The organism is Thioalkalivibrio sp. ALE21, assembly GCF_003208255.1.
Lineage (GTDB): Bacteria > Pseudomonadota > Gammaproteobacteria > Ectothiorhodospirales > Ectothiorhodospiraceae > Thioalkalivibrio > Thioalkalivibrio halophilus.
Genome location: NZ_QKMA01000009.1, coordinates 24,891 through 43,197 on the forward strand (window position 1 = coordinate 24,891; position 18,307 = coordinate 43,197).

15 protein-coding genes and 1 pseudogene are annotated in these 18,307 nt (G+C 66.6%); 2 read left to right on the forward strand and 14 right to left on the reverse strand.

The features are described from left to right. Positions 1–2 precede the first annotated feature (2 nt). The 14 genes and pseudogenes from D893_RS08795 to D893_RS08860 form a co-directional block, all read right to left on the reverse strand. Positions 3–440, reverse strand: a complete 438-nt coding sequence (locus tag D893_RS08795; protein WP_018869577.1) for a biopolymer transporter ExbD — start codon at positions 438–440, stop codon at positions 3–5. Next, a complete protein-coding gene (locus tag D893_RS08800) occupies positions 437–1,075 on the reverse strand; it encodes a MotA/TolQ/ExbB proton channel family protein (RefSeq protein WP_018869578.1) in 639 nt (212 codons plus the stop codon). Before D893_RS08800 ends, D893_RS08795 begins: the two co-directional genes overlap by 4 nt. 41 nt (positions 1,076–1,116) lie before the next feature. Continuing rightward, complete coding sequence (rlmD, locus tag D893_RS08805; protein ID WP_110619587.1) at positions 1,117–2,442, reverse strand: 23S rRNA (uracil(1939)-C(5))-methyltransferase RlmD; 1,326 nt, start codon at positions 2,440–2,442, stop codon at positions 1,117–1,119. Between the two features lie 4 nt (positions 2,443–2,446). After that, complete coding sequence (locus D893_RS08810; protein ID WP_110619588.1) at positions 2,447–3,238, reverse strand: 3'-5' exonuclease; 792 nt, start codon at positions 3,236–3,238, stop codon at positions 2,447–2,449. 7 nt (positions 3,239–3,245) lie between these two features. Next, positions 3,246–4,154: a cysteine synthase CysM gene (cysM, locus tag D893_RS08815; RefSeq protein ID WP_110619589.1), complete on the reverse strand. Its 909-nt coding sequence runs from the start codon at positions 4,152–4,154 to the stop codon at positions 3,246–3,248. A gap of 130 nt (positions 4,155–4,284) precedes the next feature. After that, entirely contained in the window at positions 4,285–4,758 is a 474-nt protein-coding gene (locus tag D893_RS08820) for a DsrE/DsrF/DrsH-like family protein (protein ID WP_018945885.1), read from the reverse strand. Positions 4,759–5,178: 420 nt separating this feature from the next. Next, positions 5,179–6,660, reverse strand: a pseudogene (locus tag D893_RS08825) (dynamin family protein); the annotation flags it as partial. Positions 6,661–6,706: 46 nt separating this feature from the next. Continuing rightward, positions 6,707–7,255, reverse strand: a complete 549-nt coding sequence (locus tag D893_RS08830; protein WP_110619590.1) for a hypothetical protein — start codon at positions 7,253–7,255, stop codon at positions 6,707–6,709. Between the two features lie 53 nt (positions 7,256–7,308). Continuing rightward, positions 7,309–7,983: a hypothetical protein gene (locus tag D893_RS08835; protein WP_110619591.1), complete on the reverse strand. Its 675-nt coding sequence runs from the start codon at positions 7,981–7,983 to the stop codon at positions 7,309–7,311. Between the two features lie 35 nt (positions 7,984–8,018). After that, positions 8,019–8,645 (reverse strand): ParA family protein, encoded by a 627-nt coding sequence (locus tag D893_RS08840; RefSeq protein ID WP_110619592.1) that lies wholly within the window; start codon positions 8,643–8,645, stop codon positions 8,019–8,021. Positions 8,646–8,732: 87 nt separating this feature from the next. Next, positions 8,733–9,170, reverse strand: a complete 438-nt coding sequence (locus D893_RS08845; protein WP_110619593.1) for a sulfur globule family protein — start codon at positions 9,168–9,170, stop codon at positions 8,733–8,735. A gap of 563 nt (positions 9,171–9,733) precedes the next feature. Further along, positions 9,734–10,450 carry a hypothetical protein gene (locus D893_RS08850; RefSeq protein WP_110619594.1) on the reverse strand — a complete coding sequence of 239 codons (717 nt, stop codon included), beginning with the start codon at positions 10,448–10,450 and terminating at the stop codon, positions 9,734–9,736. Between the two features lie 33 nt (positions 10,451–10,483). After that, on the reverse strand, positions 10,484–14,347 hold the full coding sequence (locus tag D893_RS08855) for an efflux RND transporter permease subunit (RefSeq protein WP_110619595.1): 3,864 nt from the start codon (positions 14,345–14,347) through the stop codon (positions 10,484–10,486). A gap of 42 nt (positions 14,348–14,389) precedes the next feature. Further along, entirely contained in the window at positions 14,390–15,538 is a 1,149-nt protein-coding gene (locus tag D893_RS08860; protein WP_024329782.1) for an efflux RND transporter periplasmic adaptor subunit, read from the reverse strand. Between the two features lie 283 nt (positions 15,539–15,821). Between D893_RS08860 and D893_RS08865 the strand changes: the two genes are divergently transcribed. Together D893_RS08865 and D893_RS08870 are read left to right on the forward strand one after the other, a co-directional pair. Continuing rightward, complete coding sequence (locus tag D893_RS08865; protein WP_110619596.1) at positions 15,822–16,805, forward strand: sigma 54-interacting transcriptional regulator; 984 nt, start codon at positions 15,822–15,824, stop codon at positions 16,803–16,805. A 181-nt stretch (positions 16,806–16,986) separates the two neighbouring features. Then, on the forward strand, positions 16,987–18,303 hold the full coding sequence (locus D893_RS08870; RefSeq protein WP_110619597.1) for an HlyD family efflux transporter periplasmic adaptor subunit: 1,317 nt from the start codon (positions 16,987–16,989) through the stop codon (positions 18,301–18,303). Positions 18,304–18,307: the final 4 nt, after the last annotated feature.

Genomic DNA, 18,307 nt, shown 5'->3' on the forward strand with positions numbered 1-18,307 from the left:
GCTCAGTCGTCCGCCGCCCGGCCGTCATCACCCAGTGTCGCGATCGACACCGCGCTGACACCGAGGCGGCCCACCACGTCCAGCGCCCGCACCACCGACTGGTGACTGGCACTGGCGTCCGCGCGGATCACCACGGGGTCATCGCCGCGGGCCTCGAGAACTTCGCCCAGCACCTGTTCCAGGGTTTCGGCCCGACGGTTCACCAGTTCCCGCCCGTCCACGAAATAACGGCCGTCGGCGTCCACCACGATGTCGATCCAGGCGCGATCGTCCACCTGTTCCGCTTCCCGGTCGGCCGATGGCAGGGTGATGTCGATGTCGGCGTGCCGGTCGAACGTGGTGGAGACCATGAAGAAGATCAGCAGCAGGAACACCACATCGATCAGCGGCGTGAGATTGACGCCGGGCTCCTCGCGTTGTGTGGGCGGGCGGAACTTCACGCCCGGCCTCCGGCCTCGACGCTGCTGGCACTGCGCTCGCCGTGCATGATCTCGACCAGCTTGGTGGCTTCCTGCTCCATCTCCAGCACCAGCTCGTCGATCCGGCCGCGGAAGTAGCGATGGAAGATCAGCGCCGGAATCGCGATCCCGATGCCGGTGGCGGTGGTGATCAGCGCCTGCGAGATGCCGCCGGCCAGATCCCGCGGACTGCCCACGCCGATCTCGGTGACCACCGTGAAGACCTCGATCATGCCGACCACGGTGCCCAGCAGCCCCAGCAGCGGCGTGATCATCGCGATGGTGCCGAGGGTGTTCATGTAGCGTTCGAGTTCATGGGCCACCCGCCGGCCCGCCTCCTCGATGCTTTCCTGGGTAATCTGGCGGGTACGGTCATGGGTCGCCAGACCCGCGGCCAGCACGGCCCCCAGCGGGGAATTTTCACGCAGGCGCTCGATGTCCTCCATCGACAGGCCGTGTTCGCGCATCTGTTCCCATACGCGCGCCAGCAGGCCCTGCGGTACCACTCGCCCTCGCCGCAGCGAGATAAAACGTTCCAGGATGATCGCCACGGCCAGCACCGAACACAGCAGGATCGGCACCATCAGCCAGCCGCCACTTTTCACGATCTCGAGCATTCACTGCCTCCTTGGAGTTACCACGCGATCCGGCCGCGCCCTCAGGCCCGGGAAAAGACGGCCATGGATTCCACGTGCGCGGTGTGCGGGAACATGTCCATGATCCCGGCCCGTTCCAGCCGGTAGCCATGATGATGCACCAGACGTTCGGCGTCACGGGCCAGGGTCGCCGGGTTGCAGGACACGTACACCATGCGCTCGATCCGGCGCGGGCCAAGGGCCTCCACGGCGGCGGCCGCCCCGGTGCGCGGGGGATCGAGCAGGACCCGGTCCCAGTCCTCGTGCAGCCAGTCGGCCCGCGACAGGGCCTCGGCGTCGTCCAGATCCGCACGCGCGTACCGGGTATTGGTGATGCCCTGGGCGCGGGCACTGTCCGCCGCACGTGCCAGCATGGCCTCATCCACCTCGATACCGGTTACGCCGGCCGTCCGGGTGGCCAGCGGCAGGGTCAGGTTGCCCAGCCCGCAGAACAGATCCAGTACCCGGTGCTCCGGCTCCAGCTCCATGGCGGCCACCGCCTGGCGCACCATGGCACGGTTGACCTCGGGGTGGACCTGCACGAAATCCATGGGCGTGAAGCCCACCTCGACGCCGAAATCCGGGTGACGATAAACCAGCGGGGCATCCGGCCCCGCCAGATGGACCACAGTCTCCGGCCCGCCCGACTGCAGGAACACGCCGATGTCTTCCTCATCGGCCCAGGTCGCCAGCCGCGCCTGATCCGCCTCGTCCAGCGGGTCGAGGTGACGGAACACCAGCGCCACGCGGTCGTCGTCATCCACGCCGACCTCGATCTGCGGGATCCGGTCACGCGCCTGCAGGCCGTCCAGCAGCTCCCGCAGCGCGCGGATGCGGTGCCCCACCGCCGGGTGCAGCACCTCGCAGTGGTCCATCTCCGCCAGATAGGGGCTGCCGCGTTCGCGGAACCCGACCAGCGTCCCGCCCTTCTTCGGCACGTGCTTGGCGCCCAGCCGCGCGGTCCGCCGATAGCCCAGGGTCGCCCCGGTCAGCGGCTCGAACCGCGCCTCGGGCGTCACGTGCCCGATCCGCTCCAGCGCATCGAACAGGGCCTGTTCCTTGATCTCGCGCTGCAGGTCGACCGAGGCGTGCTGCAGCTTGCACCCGCCGCACAGACCGAAGAACGCGCAGGGCGGATCCACCCGGCCGGCGGCAGGCTCCAGCACCTCCACCACCTCGGCCAGATCAAAACGGCGCTTGCGCCCGGTCTGCACCGCGCGCACCCGCTCGCCGGCCAGTGCCCCGTGCACGAAACAGGCCTTGCCGTCACGCCGGATCACCCCCTGGCCATCCAGGGTCACATCCTCGATCACGGCCTCGAACGGTGTGCGGTCGAACTTCTTGCCCATGCCGTCAGCCCCGCCAGGCTTCGAGAAATTCCAGGTGGTGCTCCGCCGGGCTGGCGGCCAGGTAATCCGCCAGCTGGTCCTGGCGGGACTTCAGCGCGTCGTCGGTCAGGTGGCCCCGCATGTGCTCGAAGCGCAGCCACACTAGGTAGGTATTGAGCACGTCGTGCTCCACGTAATCGTGAATCTCGCCGGCCCGGCCGTCGCGCCAGGCCGGCCAGACCATGGATCCGTCCATGCCCAGCTTGCCGGGGTAACCCAGCAGACTGGCCATGGTGTCCAGCCCGGTGACCGCGCGGCCCTGAAAGCCGGCGAGCACGTCCATCAGGTCGACATGGCGCCAGTGGAAGCGCGACAGGTAATTGTTGTAGCGGAATTCGCGGTCGTCGTCGCCCTGCTCCCAGTACCGCGGCGCCTGCACGCCATTGACCAGCGCGCGGTAGTGCAGCACCGGCAGGTCGAAGCCGCTGCCGTTCCAGCTCACCAGCGTGGGCGTACGCTGGTCGATCACGCCGAAGAACTGGCGCAGCAGCTCGGCCTCGTCCGGCGTGTGCCCGTCCTCGCCGTCGCGGCCGAAGGCCGACAGCTTGAGCGCTTCCCCGCCCTGGTACAGCACCCCGATGGAGACGATGCGGTGCAGCGGATGGCGCAGGAATTCCGAGCCGGTCTGCGCGCGGCGCATCGCGAACATCGCATCCGCGACCTCCCGGTCGGTCAGGCCATCAAAGTCGTACAGCCGGCGCGCGCCCTCGATATCGGGCACCGTTTCCAGGTCAAAAACCAGTACGGGAGCGGACATGCCAGCCTCAGTCGGGGTAGACGCCGGTGGAAATGTAGCGATCGCCACGATCGCAGATAATGGCGACGAAGGTCCCGCCCTCGACCTGTGCGGCGAGCCTCAGGGTGGCCGCCACCGCGCCGCCGGACGACACCCCGGCAAAGATGCCTTCCTCCGCCGCCAGCCGGCGCATGGTGGTCTCCGCTTCCTCCTGGGTCACGTCCACGGTGCGATCCACCCGCGCGGCCTCGAAGATCGTCGGCAGATAGGCCTCGGGCCAGCGCCGGATCCCCGGTATGGAAGCCCCCTCTCCCGGCTGCACGCCGACGATCTCGATCTCCGGATTGCGCTCCTTCAGGTACCGCGAGACCCCCATGATGGTCCCGGTGGTGCCCATGGAAGACACGAAATGGCTGATCGTGCCCTCGGTGTCGCGCCAGATCTCCGGCCCTGTGCCCTGATAGTGGGCATCGGGATTGTCGGGATTGCCGAACTGGTTGAGCAGGAAGCCCTCTCCCGCGTCCGCCATGCCCTGAGCGAGATCACGCGCCCCTTCCATGCTTTCCTCGCGCGTGACCAGCTTGAGCTCGGCGCCATAGGCCTTCATCGACGCCCGCCGTTCGGCCGACATGTTGTCCGGCATGATCAGGATCATGCGATAGCCCTTGATCGCAGCCGCCATCGCCAGCGCGATACCGGTGTTGCCGGAGGTGGCCTCGATCAGAGTGTCGCCGGGACGGATGTCACCGCGCTGTTCCGCCGCCCGGATCATGTTCACCGCCGGGCGGTCCTTGACCGAACCGGCGGGGTTATTGCCCTCGAGCTTGACCAGCACGGTCGACGGCAGATCCGCGGCCAGACGCTGCAGGCGCACCAGCGGCGTGTTGCCGACGAAATCCTCGAGGGTCGGAAAGGAATCGGGATGCAGTCGTTTCATGGCCGCAGAGTATAACGACTCGCGCAGGCTTTGCGGGTCCGCGGGCACGACGAATGCGACGTGAACCCCGTCAACAAAAAGGCCCCGGAGCTCGGCTCCGGGGCCCGAATGGCGCGAACGCCCCGCCCGTTTACATGAACAGGCAGATGTCGGAATCACCGGCGAACTCGAAGAACGCCGCCGCCCCCGCGTATTCCACGCCATCAATGAAGTGACTGGTGTCCATTTCGAACAGATCCACCGTCATCTGGCAGGCGATCATCCGCACTTCGGCCTCCTGGCACAGATCGCGCAGATCCTCCAGATCAGAGACGCCCTTCGCCTTCATCTTCTTCTTCATCATCACGGTCATCATCTTCTGCATCCCCGGCAGGGCCTGCACAAGAACCGGCATGGGCATCGGCATCGGCATGCCCGGATTGCCCAGCGAGGTCACCTGAAGATCCAGCTTTTTCTCCAGCAGCTTCAGCCCGTAGAAAGTAAAGAAGATCTCGCATTCATAGCCCAGGGCCGCCGCGGTGGAGGCCAGGATGAACGGGGGATACCCCCAGTCCAGACTGCCCTTGGTCGCGATGATGGCCATTTTCTTCTGTTCGTCGCTCATTGAGTTTTCCTCCTGTTGTTATACATGGCGAAGCCGGGTAGCGCCCCCTGCACCACCCGGCTCCGAATGGCGTGATTCGCGGATACTTCAGTGTCCGGCGTTGTGACGCGCTCGTCGCCAGTCCCGAACCAGGGCGCAACCCGCGCAAACGCCCAGGGCGGCAAGACTGGCCCAGACGGAAATCGGCACCAGAATCATCGCCAGCCCAAACATGACCCACGCCAGTACGGTCATTGCTCTCCTCCTTCGGTGCAGCCGGCCCTGGGCCGTCCCGCGACCGCTTTGCTTTTTTTCGACAGCAGGCAGGCACCAACCAGGGCAGCCGGAAGCCTACCGCGTTCCGTTGCTCCCTGCATCACTGACCTCGGCCGAACCTTCCTGATCCGGTCCGGATTCCGGCGCCGGCCGCCGTTCGGCGGCCTCCGCCGGACGGTGGACGTCCGCCGCGGACGCCCGGCCACTGCCTGGATCCACGGGACGTGCGTCCACGAACTGATTGTTGAGCTTCTGGATATAGGCCTCTGCCTGATCGCGGAGACCATGCAGACGCGCCAGACGCCGCCGCCCGAGTCCGCGCGGCGAGCGCGCGAATAGCGAACGCATCGGACGGGTACTCTTGAGAAAGGCCGCCTGCCAGTTCCCGGCCGCCGATTCCTTCGGCAGCTCGCGTGCGATTCGCCGTGCGAGCCAGCGCCGGTTGAAGAAATGGATCCCGCCCAGAGCCACCACCAGCAGGATCACGCCCGCCGAGGTCCAGACCGGGTTATCCAGCAGAGTTCCCCACACCCGCCCGTCGATCCACGGACGGATGCCGTCGGTCGCCTGATACCCGATCACCGCGAGCACCGCCACGAGCACCCCCATCATGCCCGCGTCGAACTGCAGCACCCGACGGCGCCAGCGGTCGAGACTGCGCTTGATCGCCGGCAGCACATCCATCTCGATGGACTCGGCAATCGCCTGCAATGCTCCAATAATGCGATAGGACCGCGACGAACTGATCTCCCGGATTTTCTTGTGGATCTCCTCGCGGTCGTGCGCGGATTTCTCCTCGTAGCGTTCCCGCACCTGCGGGTCCCCGATCTCCACCGCACCGCTTTCGTTGTAGATGCAGTAGAAACGCCCGGTTGCATTCCCCTGGCGCACCACCGCGCGCTGCCAGGCCGCGACGACTTCCTCGAGGTTGTCCTCGCGCCAGGTCGTGTCGATCTGGTTCAGGATAAAGACCAGCTTGGTGAAGTCGTTGCGCTCGGCCACCCGGTTGACCAGGTGTTCCAGGGTGTCGCGCATGGCGCCGGGTTCGGGGTGCCGTGCATCGAAGAACACCAGCACCAGATCCGACAGATCGATGATGTGGTCGGTCAGCTGCAGGATGGTGGTGCGTTGCTCGTCGGCATCGAAGCCGGGCGAGTCGATCAGAATGCGGCCCCGCAGCTGCTCCGCGCGCGCGGTCTTCATGGCCAGGAAATGATCCACCGTGCGCCCGCCGCCATCGGTGATGCGTTCGATCTCGTCGGACACCCGATAGAACGGGAAGCGCGGATCACCGTCGAGCGCCAGGCCCGGGAGCTCCTGCACCCGTTCGCTGCCGCCATAGGAGATCACGGTGAACTTGTCGTCCACCGCCTGACTGCCGCTGCGCTGCACGGTTTCACCCACGAACTCGTTGATGAACGTGGACTTGCCCGAGGAAAAGGTCCCCAGGACCGAGATCATCGGCCACCACGAAATGGTGAAGGCGTAGGACTCTTCTTCCGGATCCAGCAGGCCCGAGGCATATCCGACCCGATCCAGTTCCCGGAACGGATTGACCACGCCCTCGAGGACCGGGTTTTCCTCCGCCAGACGGTCACTCAGGAGCTTGAGCTGCTTGCGGACGCGGCTGCCAGGTCGATTGAACATTCCGATCTCCGTATTGGTTCGGGCCCGGGGCAGACCGCGCACACGACTAGCGCGGCGCCGACGGCGGACGGTATGGGCCGCCCGACCCCGGATAGGGACCGCCCTGCCCCGAGAGTGGGTTGAACATGTTCATCATACCCATGGGACCGCCCACATTGCGATTCAGGCTCCACATGTCGCGCTGCATGCCGATCACGGACCCGGCCATCACCTCGGTATCCCGGGTCATCGACCCGATGTCCGTGCTCATGCGGCCGGTGTCCTCGCTGATGGACGCAACGCTCTGCTCCATCTCGGCCGTGGACCCCGCAATATCCACCATGCGGCCCTCCATCGCCTCCATGTGGCGCACAATCGCCGACATGTCGCGGTCCACCACCCGGGTCATCGAGGAGATCTCCTCGGTCAGCTGTGACACGTCCCGGGTCAGGCTGGTGATCAACCAGAAACCGTACACCGCCAGCACGACGAATGCGACCAGGGAAGCATAGACGATCAGTTCGAGTCGCCGGGCCCGTCGTTGCGCATCGTCCGCCTCTTCCTTGACCTCGTAATACTGACTGTCGCCGTCAGCTGGCATGTCTTTCGCACCCATCGTTCCTCCGGTCGGTGACTACAGCACACGTGATGTGGAGGGTGCCGCAAACCTCAGCGGAACCGTTCCAGGTGGTCCGCCCCTTGCGGATGATGCCGGGAATAGATCGGACGCAGTGGGGCCATCATCGCCCGGCGTTCGCCCTCCGGAAGCTTCTCCAGCGCCCGGTCCCAGCTTCCCATGGCGGCTTCAACGTCGCCGGTGGCGTATTGCAGATTGCCCAGTTCCCCGAGGATGTCCGCCCGTTCCCGGCTTTCGTACGCCTGCGTTTCCAGCCCGCCTTCGAGGACGGTCCTCGCGGCTGCGGCACCCTCGCGCCAGTACGTCTCTCGAGCTTCGGTCAGCAGCGCTTCAACCTCCAGCGCCGGTTCCTCCGCGGCTTCTTCCCTGGCGGCTTCTTCCCTGGCGGCTTCTTCCCTGGCGGCTTCTTCCCTGGCGGCTTCTTCCCTGGCGGCTTCTTCCCTGGCGGCTTCTTCCCTGGCGGCTTCTTCCCTGGCGGCTTCTTCCCTGGCGGCTTCTTCCCTGGCCGCTTCCTCCCCAGCAGCTTCCTGGTCCTCGGCAGAGGGCTCTTCCTCCAGGACCACGCCGGATGCCGCGGGCGGGTCCTCCGGCTCGGCCGGCGCCAGCCAGTCTCGAGCGGACCAGGCGATCAACCAGAGGACGATCACGATCAGCACCCAGTAGCGATTGATGAAACCGTGGCGCGGCTTGTCTTCACCTGATCCCATTTGTCACCTCGTTTCCTGGAGGGGATTGCCCCTTCTTATCCAAATATCGCCCGGGCCAGTCGGTCCAGCTCCTCCGCCGCCTTGCCGGATGGCTCCAGCTCGTTTACCGCCAGCCCCTCGCTGAACGACCGCCGAAAGGCCGTGCGCTGCTTCAGCCGAGGGCGCAGAAAACGGATACCTTCGATCTGCTGCAGGGCCTCCGCAGTCTCCTCGGTCTCGCGCACGAACTGGTGCGTATCAGCGCGATTGATGAACACCTCGATGCCGGGGCCGGTGTCGCGATCGGTCCGAAGCTTCTGGATCTCGCGCACGAAACGGTGAGTGGACCACACGTCCGCCTGACTCGGCGGCACGGGGATCAGCACCCGGTCCGCGGCGGCGACCGCCTGCATCAGGGTCTCCATGGCGGAGGGCCCGACGTCCACCAGCCAGTGATCGAAATCCCCCTGCCGACCCAGCGCGACGTCGGCATCGGTCGTGGCGGGGAGCGCGGGGCTGTACCCCTCCTCCTGCCGCACTTCCAGGACATCGCCGAGAGTCCCCTGCGGATCCAAGTCCACGGCCTGTACGCGGTGCCCTTTCGCGAGCAACCAAAGCGCGAGATTGAAAGCGACGGTGCTCTTGCCCGTTCCACCCTTCAGGTTGGCCACCACGGTCAGCATTGCGGCTCCCGGATCCATTGAATTCGAAAACGGGCTGCCCGGCGAACCGGGCAGCCGATCATGCACGGGCGAACCCGTGCGAGCAGATCACTGCTCTTGCTGCTGCTGCGGCATGCCCTGCTGCGGCATTCCCTGCTGCGGGCCATAGCCGTACCCGGGGCCGTAACCGTAGCCCGGATGGCCATAGTAGCCGGGACCATAGCCATGACCACGACCATAGCCGTAGCCGTCACCACGGCCATGACCGTAGCCGTGACCATGACCGCGACCGCGGGCGGAGAAATCGAAATCGCCCATCATGTCGCCCATCATGTCGCCCATGTTGTGACCGCGGCCGTAACCCGGACCGCCAAAGAACGGCATGCCACCGTAGCCGGGGCCATAGCCATAACCGGGACCGTAGGGAGCCCCGTAGCCCGGGCCGCCATACCCCGGGCCGCCCCACTGCGCGGAAGCCATCATCGGGGCAGCGGCCAGACCGGCCATGGATGCCGCAAGAACGGCTGCTTTCAGAAACTTGCTCATAGTGTTACCTCCTCCTCTCGGAGACATGCCCTCCCGGTTTTGCCACCGATGCGCGGAGGGCGATCACGCACCGGCCCCTGCCCGAAGGCAGGTGATTCAGGGCCCCGAAAAGGGTCCCCATGCGCCCGGGCCGCCGAAGAACGGGAATCCGTACCCCGACATGCCCGGTTCACTTGCCCCCGGTCCCCGGTGGCCGCCATACGGATACGGACCGAACCCGTAACCGTAGGACGACATCCCCGGACCCGGGGGTGCTTCACCTGCGGGAACACGCGAGCGGTCCTCGCGTCCCCGCCGCGCCGGATCGTAGTCCGGCGGAGGGAACGATCCAGCCGACCGGGGTTCGCTCCGGGTGAAGCCTCCCGGCTCTCCCGCATCGGCCGCGGATGGCGGTCCGGCATGCCACGGGTTGTGACGTTCCCGGGCCTCGGCAGCCGCAGCGGCCCCCATCAGCCCGACCGTCACCAGGGCCACCAGAAGGACGCTCCGCCCCGCTGTTACTCCCCGCTGCATGCCGTAACCTTCAAACGCCATTCGCCTCGCTCCCATGCGTCACCCGGTGCTCAGTAGTCCCCCGAGTCGCGACGCTCTTCCATCTGCTCCATGCGCATCTCGCGCTGGCGTTCCATCTCTTCCATGTAGGCCTGGCGACCCTTCTTCATGGCTTCCATTCGGGCCTCGCGCATGGCTTCCATTTCCTCGATGCGTTCCTGCCGCTCGGCCTGCATGCGCTCGATACGCTCGCGCATCTCTTCCGGCATGTCCTCCGGCAGATCTTCGGGATCAAATTCCGGCATCTGGCCGTAGCCTCCGGGACCCTGCATACCGGGACCATAACCGGGACCGTACGCGGGACCGTGCATCATGCCGGGGCCATGACCCTGCTGCGGACCATAGCCGGCACCATGGCCCGGGCCGTATCCATACCGCGGGCCATAACCATGTCCCGGGCCGTAACCCTGACCGTAGCCCTGGCCATATCCCTGACCGCGGCCCTGGCCGTAGCCCTGCCCGTGGCTGCGCCCGGACATGCCGAAGCTGAAGTCACCGGAGGCATCGCGACGCTGCATCATCTCGCCGCCCTGATGCCCGCCCATGCCCTGTCCATACGGACCCGGCTGGCCCCAGGGACCGGGAACCGGAGCATGCTGGCCCATCGGCTGACCCTGAGCGCCCGGGTTCCCTTCTTCCGCCTGGGCCGCGCCCAGCACGGACATCGAGACCACTGCGGCGCCGGCCATTGCCAGGCCGAGCATGCGTGCGTTGAATCGCTTCTTCATCATTAACCTCCTTGAGGTTCTTTCAGTGATTGCTCATTTCAGCCGAATACCCCGGCGTCGGCGGCCACCCGACTGGCGTGCACCGGGGCCCGCCTCCGAGGAAGACGTTTCATTGCCATCTTCCCCCGAGTCCGACTTCTGTTCCGCCGTGGCGGAATCGTGATCCGGCGTCGCACTCGGCCCGGCGGAACGGGAAGCGCTGCCGGATTTCCGCGGCGCGTCCGTATCTCGCTCCTTCGGTTCATGCCCGTCGTCCGGCGCGGATTCGGCGTTCGCACCCGCATCCGCTTCACGGCCGGAGGGGCCGTCCGAGGCCCCCGACGCGGGGGGACCCGGCGCAGGACCGGACGACGGGGCTGGAGAAGGCCCGGAGTCCGAGCCGGAACCGCCGGATCCCGGGCCACCGCCCGGCCCCGGCCCCGGGCGCGCCCCGAAACGGCCGCGCAGAAGCTTCAACAAGGCGAGGAAAAGATCGCGCATGCCCTCGACGAAGGCGGCGGCCAGGCAGCGCAGATACAACCCGAGATACTGGACTGCGCGTGTGACCGGTCCGCCCTCGGCCGGGCCGAAGGGATTGTCGTCACGGCCGGTCCCGGCACTGCCATTCGTCGGGGTAGCACAGCCGGAGCCGTTGGTGCCGTCGCCGTCTTCCAGCGAGGCGGGACAGAACGCGCGCCGCCCGGAGATACAGCCCAGCGGGATGACGACCAGGGTCAGCAGCGTGGCCACGATGGTCCCGAACATCAGCGAGATCGCCATGCCCTGGAAAATGGGGTCGAACAGGATGACGCTGGAACCGGCGAGCAGCGCGAACGCGGTGATGATGATGGGCCGCGTGCGCGCCTGACAGGCGAGGATCATCGCCTCGCGGACGTCATGTCCCTGATCCACCGCCTGGCGACCGAAATCGACCAGCAATATGGAATTGCGCACGATGATCCCTGCGAGAGCGATGAACCCGATCATCGAGGTCGCCGTGAATTCGGCGTTGAACAGCCAGTGGCCCGGGATGATCCCGATCAGGGTCAGCGGGATCGGGGCCATGATGATGCCCGGCAGCACGAAGTTCCCGAACTCCCAGACCACAAGCATGTAGATGAGAATCAGGGCGATGGCGAACGCGATGCCCATGTCGCGGAAGGTCTCGTAGGTAACCGTCCATTCGCCGGCCCATTCGAACGCCGTGGAACCGTCGTTCGGCGGCGGTCCCAGCCAGTGCGGCTGCACCCGACTGCCGTCGGGAAGCTCGTAATCGGCGAGTTGTTCCTGCACCTCGAGCATCCCGTAGACCGGCGCCGCCAGACGCCCCACCACTTCGCCGGTGACATACTCCACCGGCCTCAGGTTCTTGTGATAGATGGGTTCGTCCTGCGGGCGCTCGACGAACCGACCCAGCTCGCCCAGGCTGACTGTCCCGCCATGCTGCGAGGCCACCGGCAGCTGTTCCAGACGCCCGATATCGGAGCGCGTGGGGCGTGGCAGGCGCAGCTCGATCAGGTGCGGCTCCACCAGCGAACGCGCCTTGATGTCGCCCAGGACCCGGCCACCGATCGCGGTCTCCAGCGTCTGGTTCACGGTCTCCACGGTGACACCGCGGCGCAGGGCCTTGTCGCGGTCCACGTCGAAATGCCAGACGTCGTGCGGGGCCTGCAGGAAGCTGTCGACGTCCGCCACGTGTTCGGCCCCGCGGAACATTCCTTCCAGGTCGCGCGCGACCTGACGCCGGGTATCGGCATCCGGGCCATACACCTCGGCGACCACCGACTGCAGGACCGGGGGCCCCGGCGGCATCTCCACCACTTCGATGCGGGCGCCGGCTTCGCGGGCCAGCGGTGTCAGACGCTCACGGGCCTCGGTGGCGATCTCGTGGCTGGAGCGCGCACGATCGCCCTTGTCCACCAGCTGAACCTGGATATCGCCCAGCCAGGGGTCCTGGCGCAGGTAGTAATGACGCACCAGACCATTGAAATTGAACGGCGCCGCAGTGCCGACATATGCCTGCAGCCCGGTCACTTCCTCGAACTCCCGCAGCTCGGACACCATCGCTTCGCTGAGCGAGGCGGTCTCGGTCAGCGCCGTGCCCTCGGGGAAATTGATCATCACCTGGAATTCGGGCTTGTTGTCCAGCGGCAGCATCTTCACCCGGACATCCGTGGTGTAGAACAGGCTGGCCATCAGGAAGAACACCACCACGATACCGGCCAGGAAGGCGTAGCCCCGGGCGGGATTGTCCGCCAGCCCGGGGATCACCCGGCGGAAGAACGTACCCAGCCGCTCGGCCTGCCGGTGTTCCTTTTCGGTGGCCTTCTCCAGGTAGGCCATGCTCGGGCGCAGCCGCTGGGTCAGCCAGGGGGTGAACACGAAGGCCGCGACCAGCGAGAACAGCATGGCGACCGACCCCAGAACCGGGATCGGCTGCATGTAGGGACCCATCATCCCGGACACGAAGCCCATGGGCAGCAGTGCAGCGATCACGGTAAAGGTCGCGAGGATCGTCGGGTTGCCCACCTCGCGTACCGCATCCACGTTGGTTTCGGCATCCAGGCCGCGCTTCATCAGCCAGCGGCGGTAGATGTTCTCCACCACGACGATGGCATCGTCCACGAGGATCCCGATCGCGAAGATCAGCGCGAACAGACTCACCCGGTCGATGGTGTAGTCGAGCAGCCACGCGCTGAACACGGTGAACAGGATCACAACCGGAATCACGATCAGCACCACCAGTGCCGCGCGCAGCCCCAGGAACAGCGCCACCAGCAGGGTCACCGCGAAGGTCGCGACAAACAGCTTGAAGATCAGCTCGTTGACCTTTTCGTTGGCCGTCTTGCCGTAGTCGCGCGAGATCTCGACGCCCACGTTGTCGGGGATGGCGGAGCCTTTCAGGCGCTCCAGGCGTTCGAGCACGCCATTGGCGACCGTGACCCCGTTACTGCCGGGCTTCTTGGCGATCGCGAGGGTCACGGCGGACGCACCCTCCGGTGCGGCATCGGGTGCCTCGGCGGCCGGGCCGGAATAGTGACGCACGAAGCGATCCACCTCCCCCGGGCCATAGCTCACGTCGGCCACGTCGCGCAGATACACCGGGCGACCGTCTTCCACCGAGATCAGCAGGCGTTCGACATCCTCGGCACTGGTCAGGAACGAACCGGTGTGCACCGACATGTGCCGTCCACCCGCCTCGATCGCGCCCGCGCCGCGTTCGGAATTGGCCTGACGCACCGCACCCGCGATCTGATCCAGGGTGACCCCGTAACCTTCCAGCCGTTCCGGCCGCACCTCGATGCGCAGTTTTTCCTCGCGGCCACTGACCACGAAGCTCTGCGCGGTGTCCGGTACCTCGTTGAGTTGCTGCTGCGCGTCCAGGGCGATCTGGCGCAGCATCGCGTCATCGACCTCGTGCGACCAGAAGGTCAGCGTCACCACCGGCACGTCATCCGCACCCTTGGGCTTGACCATCGGTTCGCTGACCCCCGGAGGCATCAGATCGCGGTTCGACATCAGCCGGTCGTGCACCTTGACCACCGAGGATTCCATTTCCTCGCCGACGTCGAACTGGACGGTAACCATCGCCTCGCCTCGCTGCGAGACCGAGTAGACGTTATCGACACCCGAGAGCTCGCTCATCAGACGTTCCAGCGGCCGCGCGGCCAGACTGGCCACCTGCTCCGACGGTACGCCCGGATACTCCACCATGATGTCGACCATCGGGACCGAGATCTGCGGGTCTTCCTGGCGTGGCGTGACGACCAGGCCGAGGATGCCGATCGCGATGCTGGCCAGCAGCAGCAGCGGCGACAGCGGCGAATGGACGAAGGCGCGGGCCATGCGCCCGGCGATGCCGGGATCGGTCGCGTGATCGCCGGGCCGTTCCTGGTTGCGAGGTTCCTGGTCGCTCATGTCTGGCGCGAACGTCCTGTCATTGTTCGATTTCGAAGCGCATCAATGGCGGCCGCCGGGGTGCCGCAGCACCCGCGCCCCGGGCTCCAGCCCCGAGGTCACGACCACGCCGCCATCACGCGACGCCCCCAGCCGGACCATGCGGATGCGCACCTCGTCATCGGCATCCAGCACGGCCACGCGCGGCAGGGCCCCGCCCGGGATGATCGCGCTCTCCGGGATCACCACCCGGTCTTCGCGCGTCACTTCGCCCGGCAGATGCACCTCGGCGTACATGCCCGGGCCGCCGCGGACCTCCTGCGGCAGATCGAACTTCACGGTCACGGTATGGCGTTGCGGGTCGGCCAGCGGGAAGATCCGCGAGACCCGGGCGCTGACTTCTTCCGCATGACCGTCGAGCGTCACCGGAACGATGTCGCCCACGTCCAGCTGACGCACCAGGCGAACCGGCACGGCCGCCTCCACCCGCAGATAATCCAGGTGCCCGAAGGTGACCAGAGGATGCCCGGGCTGAACGGTATCGCCCTGTTCCACGTGCTTGTGCATGATCACCCCGTCAAACGGAGCACGGGAGCGGGTGTCCTCCAGCGCGACGTCGAGCTCCTCGACGCGGGCCCGGGCCTGCTCCCAGCGCGCCCGGGCCTGATCGACGCCGATGTGGCGGGAAAAGAGATCCGTAGTGCGGTCCAGGGTCGGGTCACCGAATCCCATGAACTGCCCCATGTTGCGCGTGAACATCTGGTCGAACATCGACGGCATGCCCATGCCCGGCATCTGCCCGATGTCCTGTGAGCGCGGGGAAATGACCTCGCGGTCGTACTGCATGCGTGCTTCGCGGATCGCCGCCTCGGTGGTGCGCATCTCGGCGAGCGCCGCCTGGCGTTGGGCCTGCAGGCGATCGTCGGAGATCGCGACCAGTTCTTCTTCCGCTTCGAAGCGGTCGCCCTCGACCCCTTCGACCGCGATCACCCGGCCACCCGACTGCGCCCGCAGGGTCACTTCACTGAACGGGATCACCGTGCCGCTGACGGTATGGCGCTCCGCGGCGAGCGGCTGAGCAACATGGACCCCGGTATTGTCGGGACTCGTGGTTCCCGGGCTCTGGGCCGGCGTCCAGGCAGTCTGCGCACCGGCCGTGCCAACCACGGTGACCATGCACAGCATAAGGCTGGCCGTTCGCATCAGCGTCATTCGCACCTCCCCCCGACAGCGTGCCTGTTCCGTTGGTCTTGTTTCGTTGTAGAGAAAAGCACGCCCCGATACAAGCAAGAGAAATGCCAATATTAGAATATTATTAAATTTCAGATATTTGTCCTCGTGAAAAAACACCGCGCACTCAGGGTGTTGCAACACGCGCTACCCGGGAATTCGAATATAAGCATCTGTTACTTCGTAAATTTTTTTGTTGCAACAGCGGTGGCGGCGTTGCAACGCCGCTGCCATACTCCGGGTGAGTTTCCCGGAGAGGAAGGCGATGAAAATGAATCGTGGGGAGGGGCTGCCGGACGCGTTCCGTTCGGCCGATCCGGACTGCCATCACCAGATGGTCTTCGCCCGCCGGGCGGCGGGCAGCGACATTCGCATGCTGCTGCTGGGCGAGTCGGGAACCGGCAAGACCCGCCTGGCCCGGGGCATCCATGAATGGAGCCCGCGGGCCGCCGGACCCTTCGTCGAAGTCAACTGCGCGGCCATCCCCGACGAGCTGCTGGAATCGGAGCTGTTCGGCCATGTGCGCGGGGCCTTTTCCGGCGCGGTGAGCGATCGCGAGGGTCGTTTCGAATCGGCCCACGGCGGCACCCTGTTCCTCGACGAAATCGGTGAACTGCCGCTGCGTCTGCAGGCCAAGCTGTTGCGCGCGGTGCAGGATGGCCAGTTCGAACGCGTGGGCGAGAACACCACGCGGCAGGTGGACGTACGCATCCTTTCCGCCTCCAATCAGGACCTCCAGGCCCGCGTGGATGCGGGACAGTTCCGCGCCGACCTGTTCTACCGCCTGGCTGTCGCCACGGTGGAGCTGCCGCCCCTGCGGACCCGGCCGCGTGATCTGGCCGCTACCCTCGACCGCTTCATCGAGGAACACGCGCTGAAGCTGGCGCCGGCGTTAAGGCGCAAACTGGAAGCCCACCCCTGGCCCGGCAATTTCCGCGAGCTGGAGAACGTGTTCGCCTGCCTCCAGCTGCACGCGGTGAACGGGCGCGTCGAGGATTTCCCCCTGCCCGAAGGCCGGCCTCCCGGGACCGTTTCACCACCGGCGGAGGCTGCCGCCCCGGCTACGGCTTTTCCGGAAGGGGCTCCCACGGACACGGCCCCGCAGGTATCCCCGAGGGAGTCCGAAGAGGCGCGGCGCCTGCGCCAGGCCCTTGCCGCCCATAATGGCAACCGCTCGCGGGCCGCCCGCAGTCTCGGGATCGACCGCACGACCCTGTGGCGCAAGCTGCATCGCTATAACCTCGCCTGAAAGACCATCCGAACGCCTGCGGTCCTCGGGCCGCCGATGTTAGGATTGGCCATATCAGGAGACACTGATACCGGTCTCCCGTGGACGGGAACTTCAACCGGTGCACCGTCTCCAAGGCCCGGGCATCAGGCCCGTGCCCCATCCAGCCCAGGACCCGAGCGAGAACTGCATGTCCCGTGTCATGCCGCGAGTCGGCCGTGCCCTCATCCCCGTACTGATCCTCGCGCTCAGCGTGGCGGGATTCATGATCCTGCGCGCTACCGGTCCCGAGGCGCCCGCACCCGCGGGTGAGGAACGTTCCTGGCCAGTACGGGGGTTCGTCGCCGAACCGGGCACCCATCGGCCTTCCGTCATGCTCTACGGACGCAGCGGATCGGCCAGCGATGCGACCCTGCGGGCCGCCGTTCAGGGGGACGTGGGAACGGTTTCCGCCCGCATCGGACAGCATGTGGAGCAAGGCGACCTCCTGGTCCGGATCGACCCGGCCGACGCCCGCCTCGCCCTGCGCCAGGCCGAAGCGGAGGTGCGTGAACTTGAGGGGGCCCTCGAGAGCGAGGAACTCCGGGCGCGTTACGACCGCGAGGCCCTGATCCGCGAACGTGAAATGCGGGACATCGCCCGACGCGGCCTCGACCGGGCCCGCAACCTGCGTGAGCGGGACATGGGCTCCGACAGAGATGTCGACGATGCCCGCGAACGTCTCGAACAGGCCGAACTTACAGTACAGAACCGGGAAGAAGCGATCGCGGATGCCCCCATGCGCATCGCCGGCGCCGAGGCGCGGCTGGATCGCGCCCGGGCCGCGGTCGAACAGGCCGAACTGGACCTGGAACGCACCGAGATCCGCGCCCCGTTCGATGCCCGCGTGACCGCCGTCCGGACCTCGCCGGGCGAACGCGCCCGGGTGGGCGACGAACTGGTGCGCCTGTTCGACGTGGACGACGTGGAGATCCGGGCCGGACTTCCCGTGTCGCTGGAGCCGCGGCTGGAGGCGCTGCTGGCGGAGGGGAGAACGCTGGAAGCCTCGGCCCGCAACGGCGGCCGCGAGATCACCAGCGAACTGGTCCGCATCGAAGGCGAAACCCGGCCTGGCGCCAGCGCTTCGCACGGCGTGTTTGCGATCCGCGAAGGCGGGCGCTCGCTGGGTCTGAACCGCTTCCTTGAACTGGACCTGCGCCTGCCCGAGGAAGACGACAGCCTGGCCGTTCCGTTCGAGGCCCTGTACGGGCGCGACACCATGTTCCGCGTAATCGACGGCCGCCTGCAGTCCCTGAAGGTTGAACGTCTGGGCGAATACCGCAGCGAGGCCGGGGACACCCTGGCGCTGGTCCGCAATCCGGACCTGTCGGCCGGCGACGTCCTGATCGCCACCCGCCTGCCCAATGCGGTGGATGGCCTGCGCGTAGAGGTCGAGGACGACGAGGACCTCCCCACCGCGGCCGAAGCCGTGCGCGAAGGCGACCCGGACCTCCAGCCGCAGGACGCCGGCGATGAGTGAAACC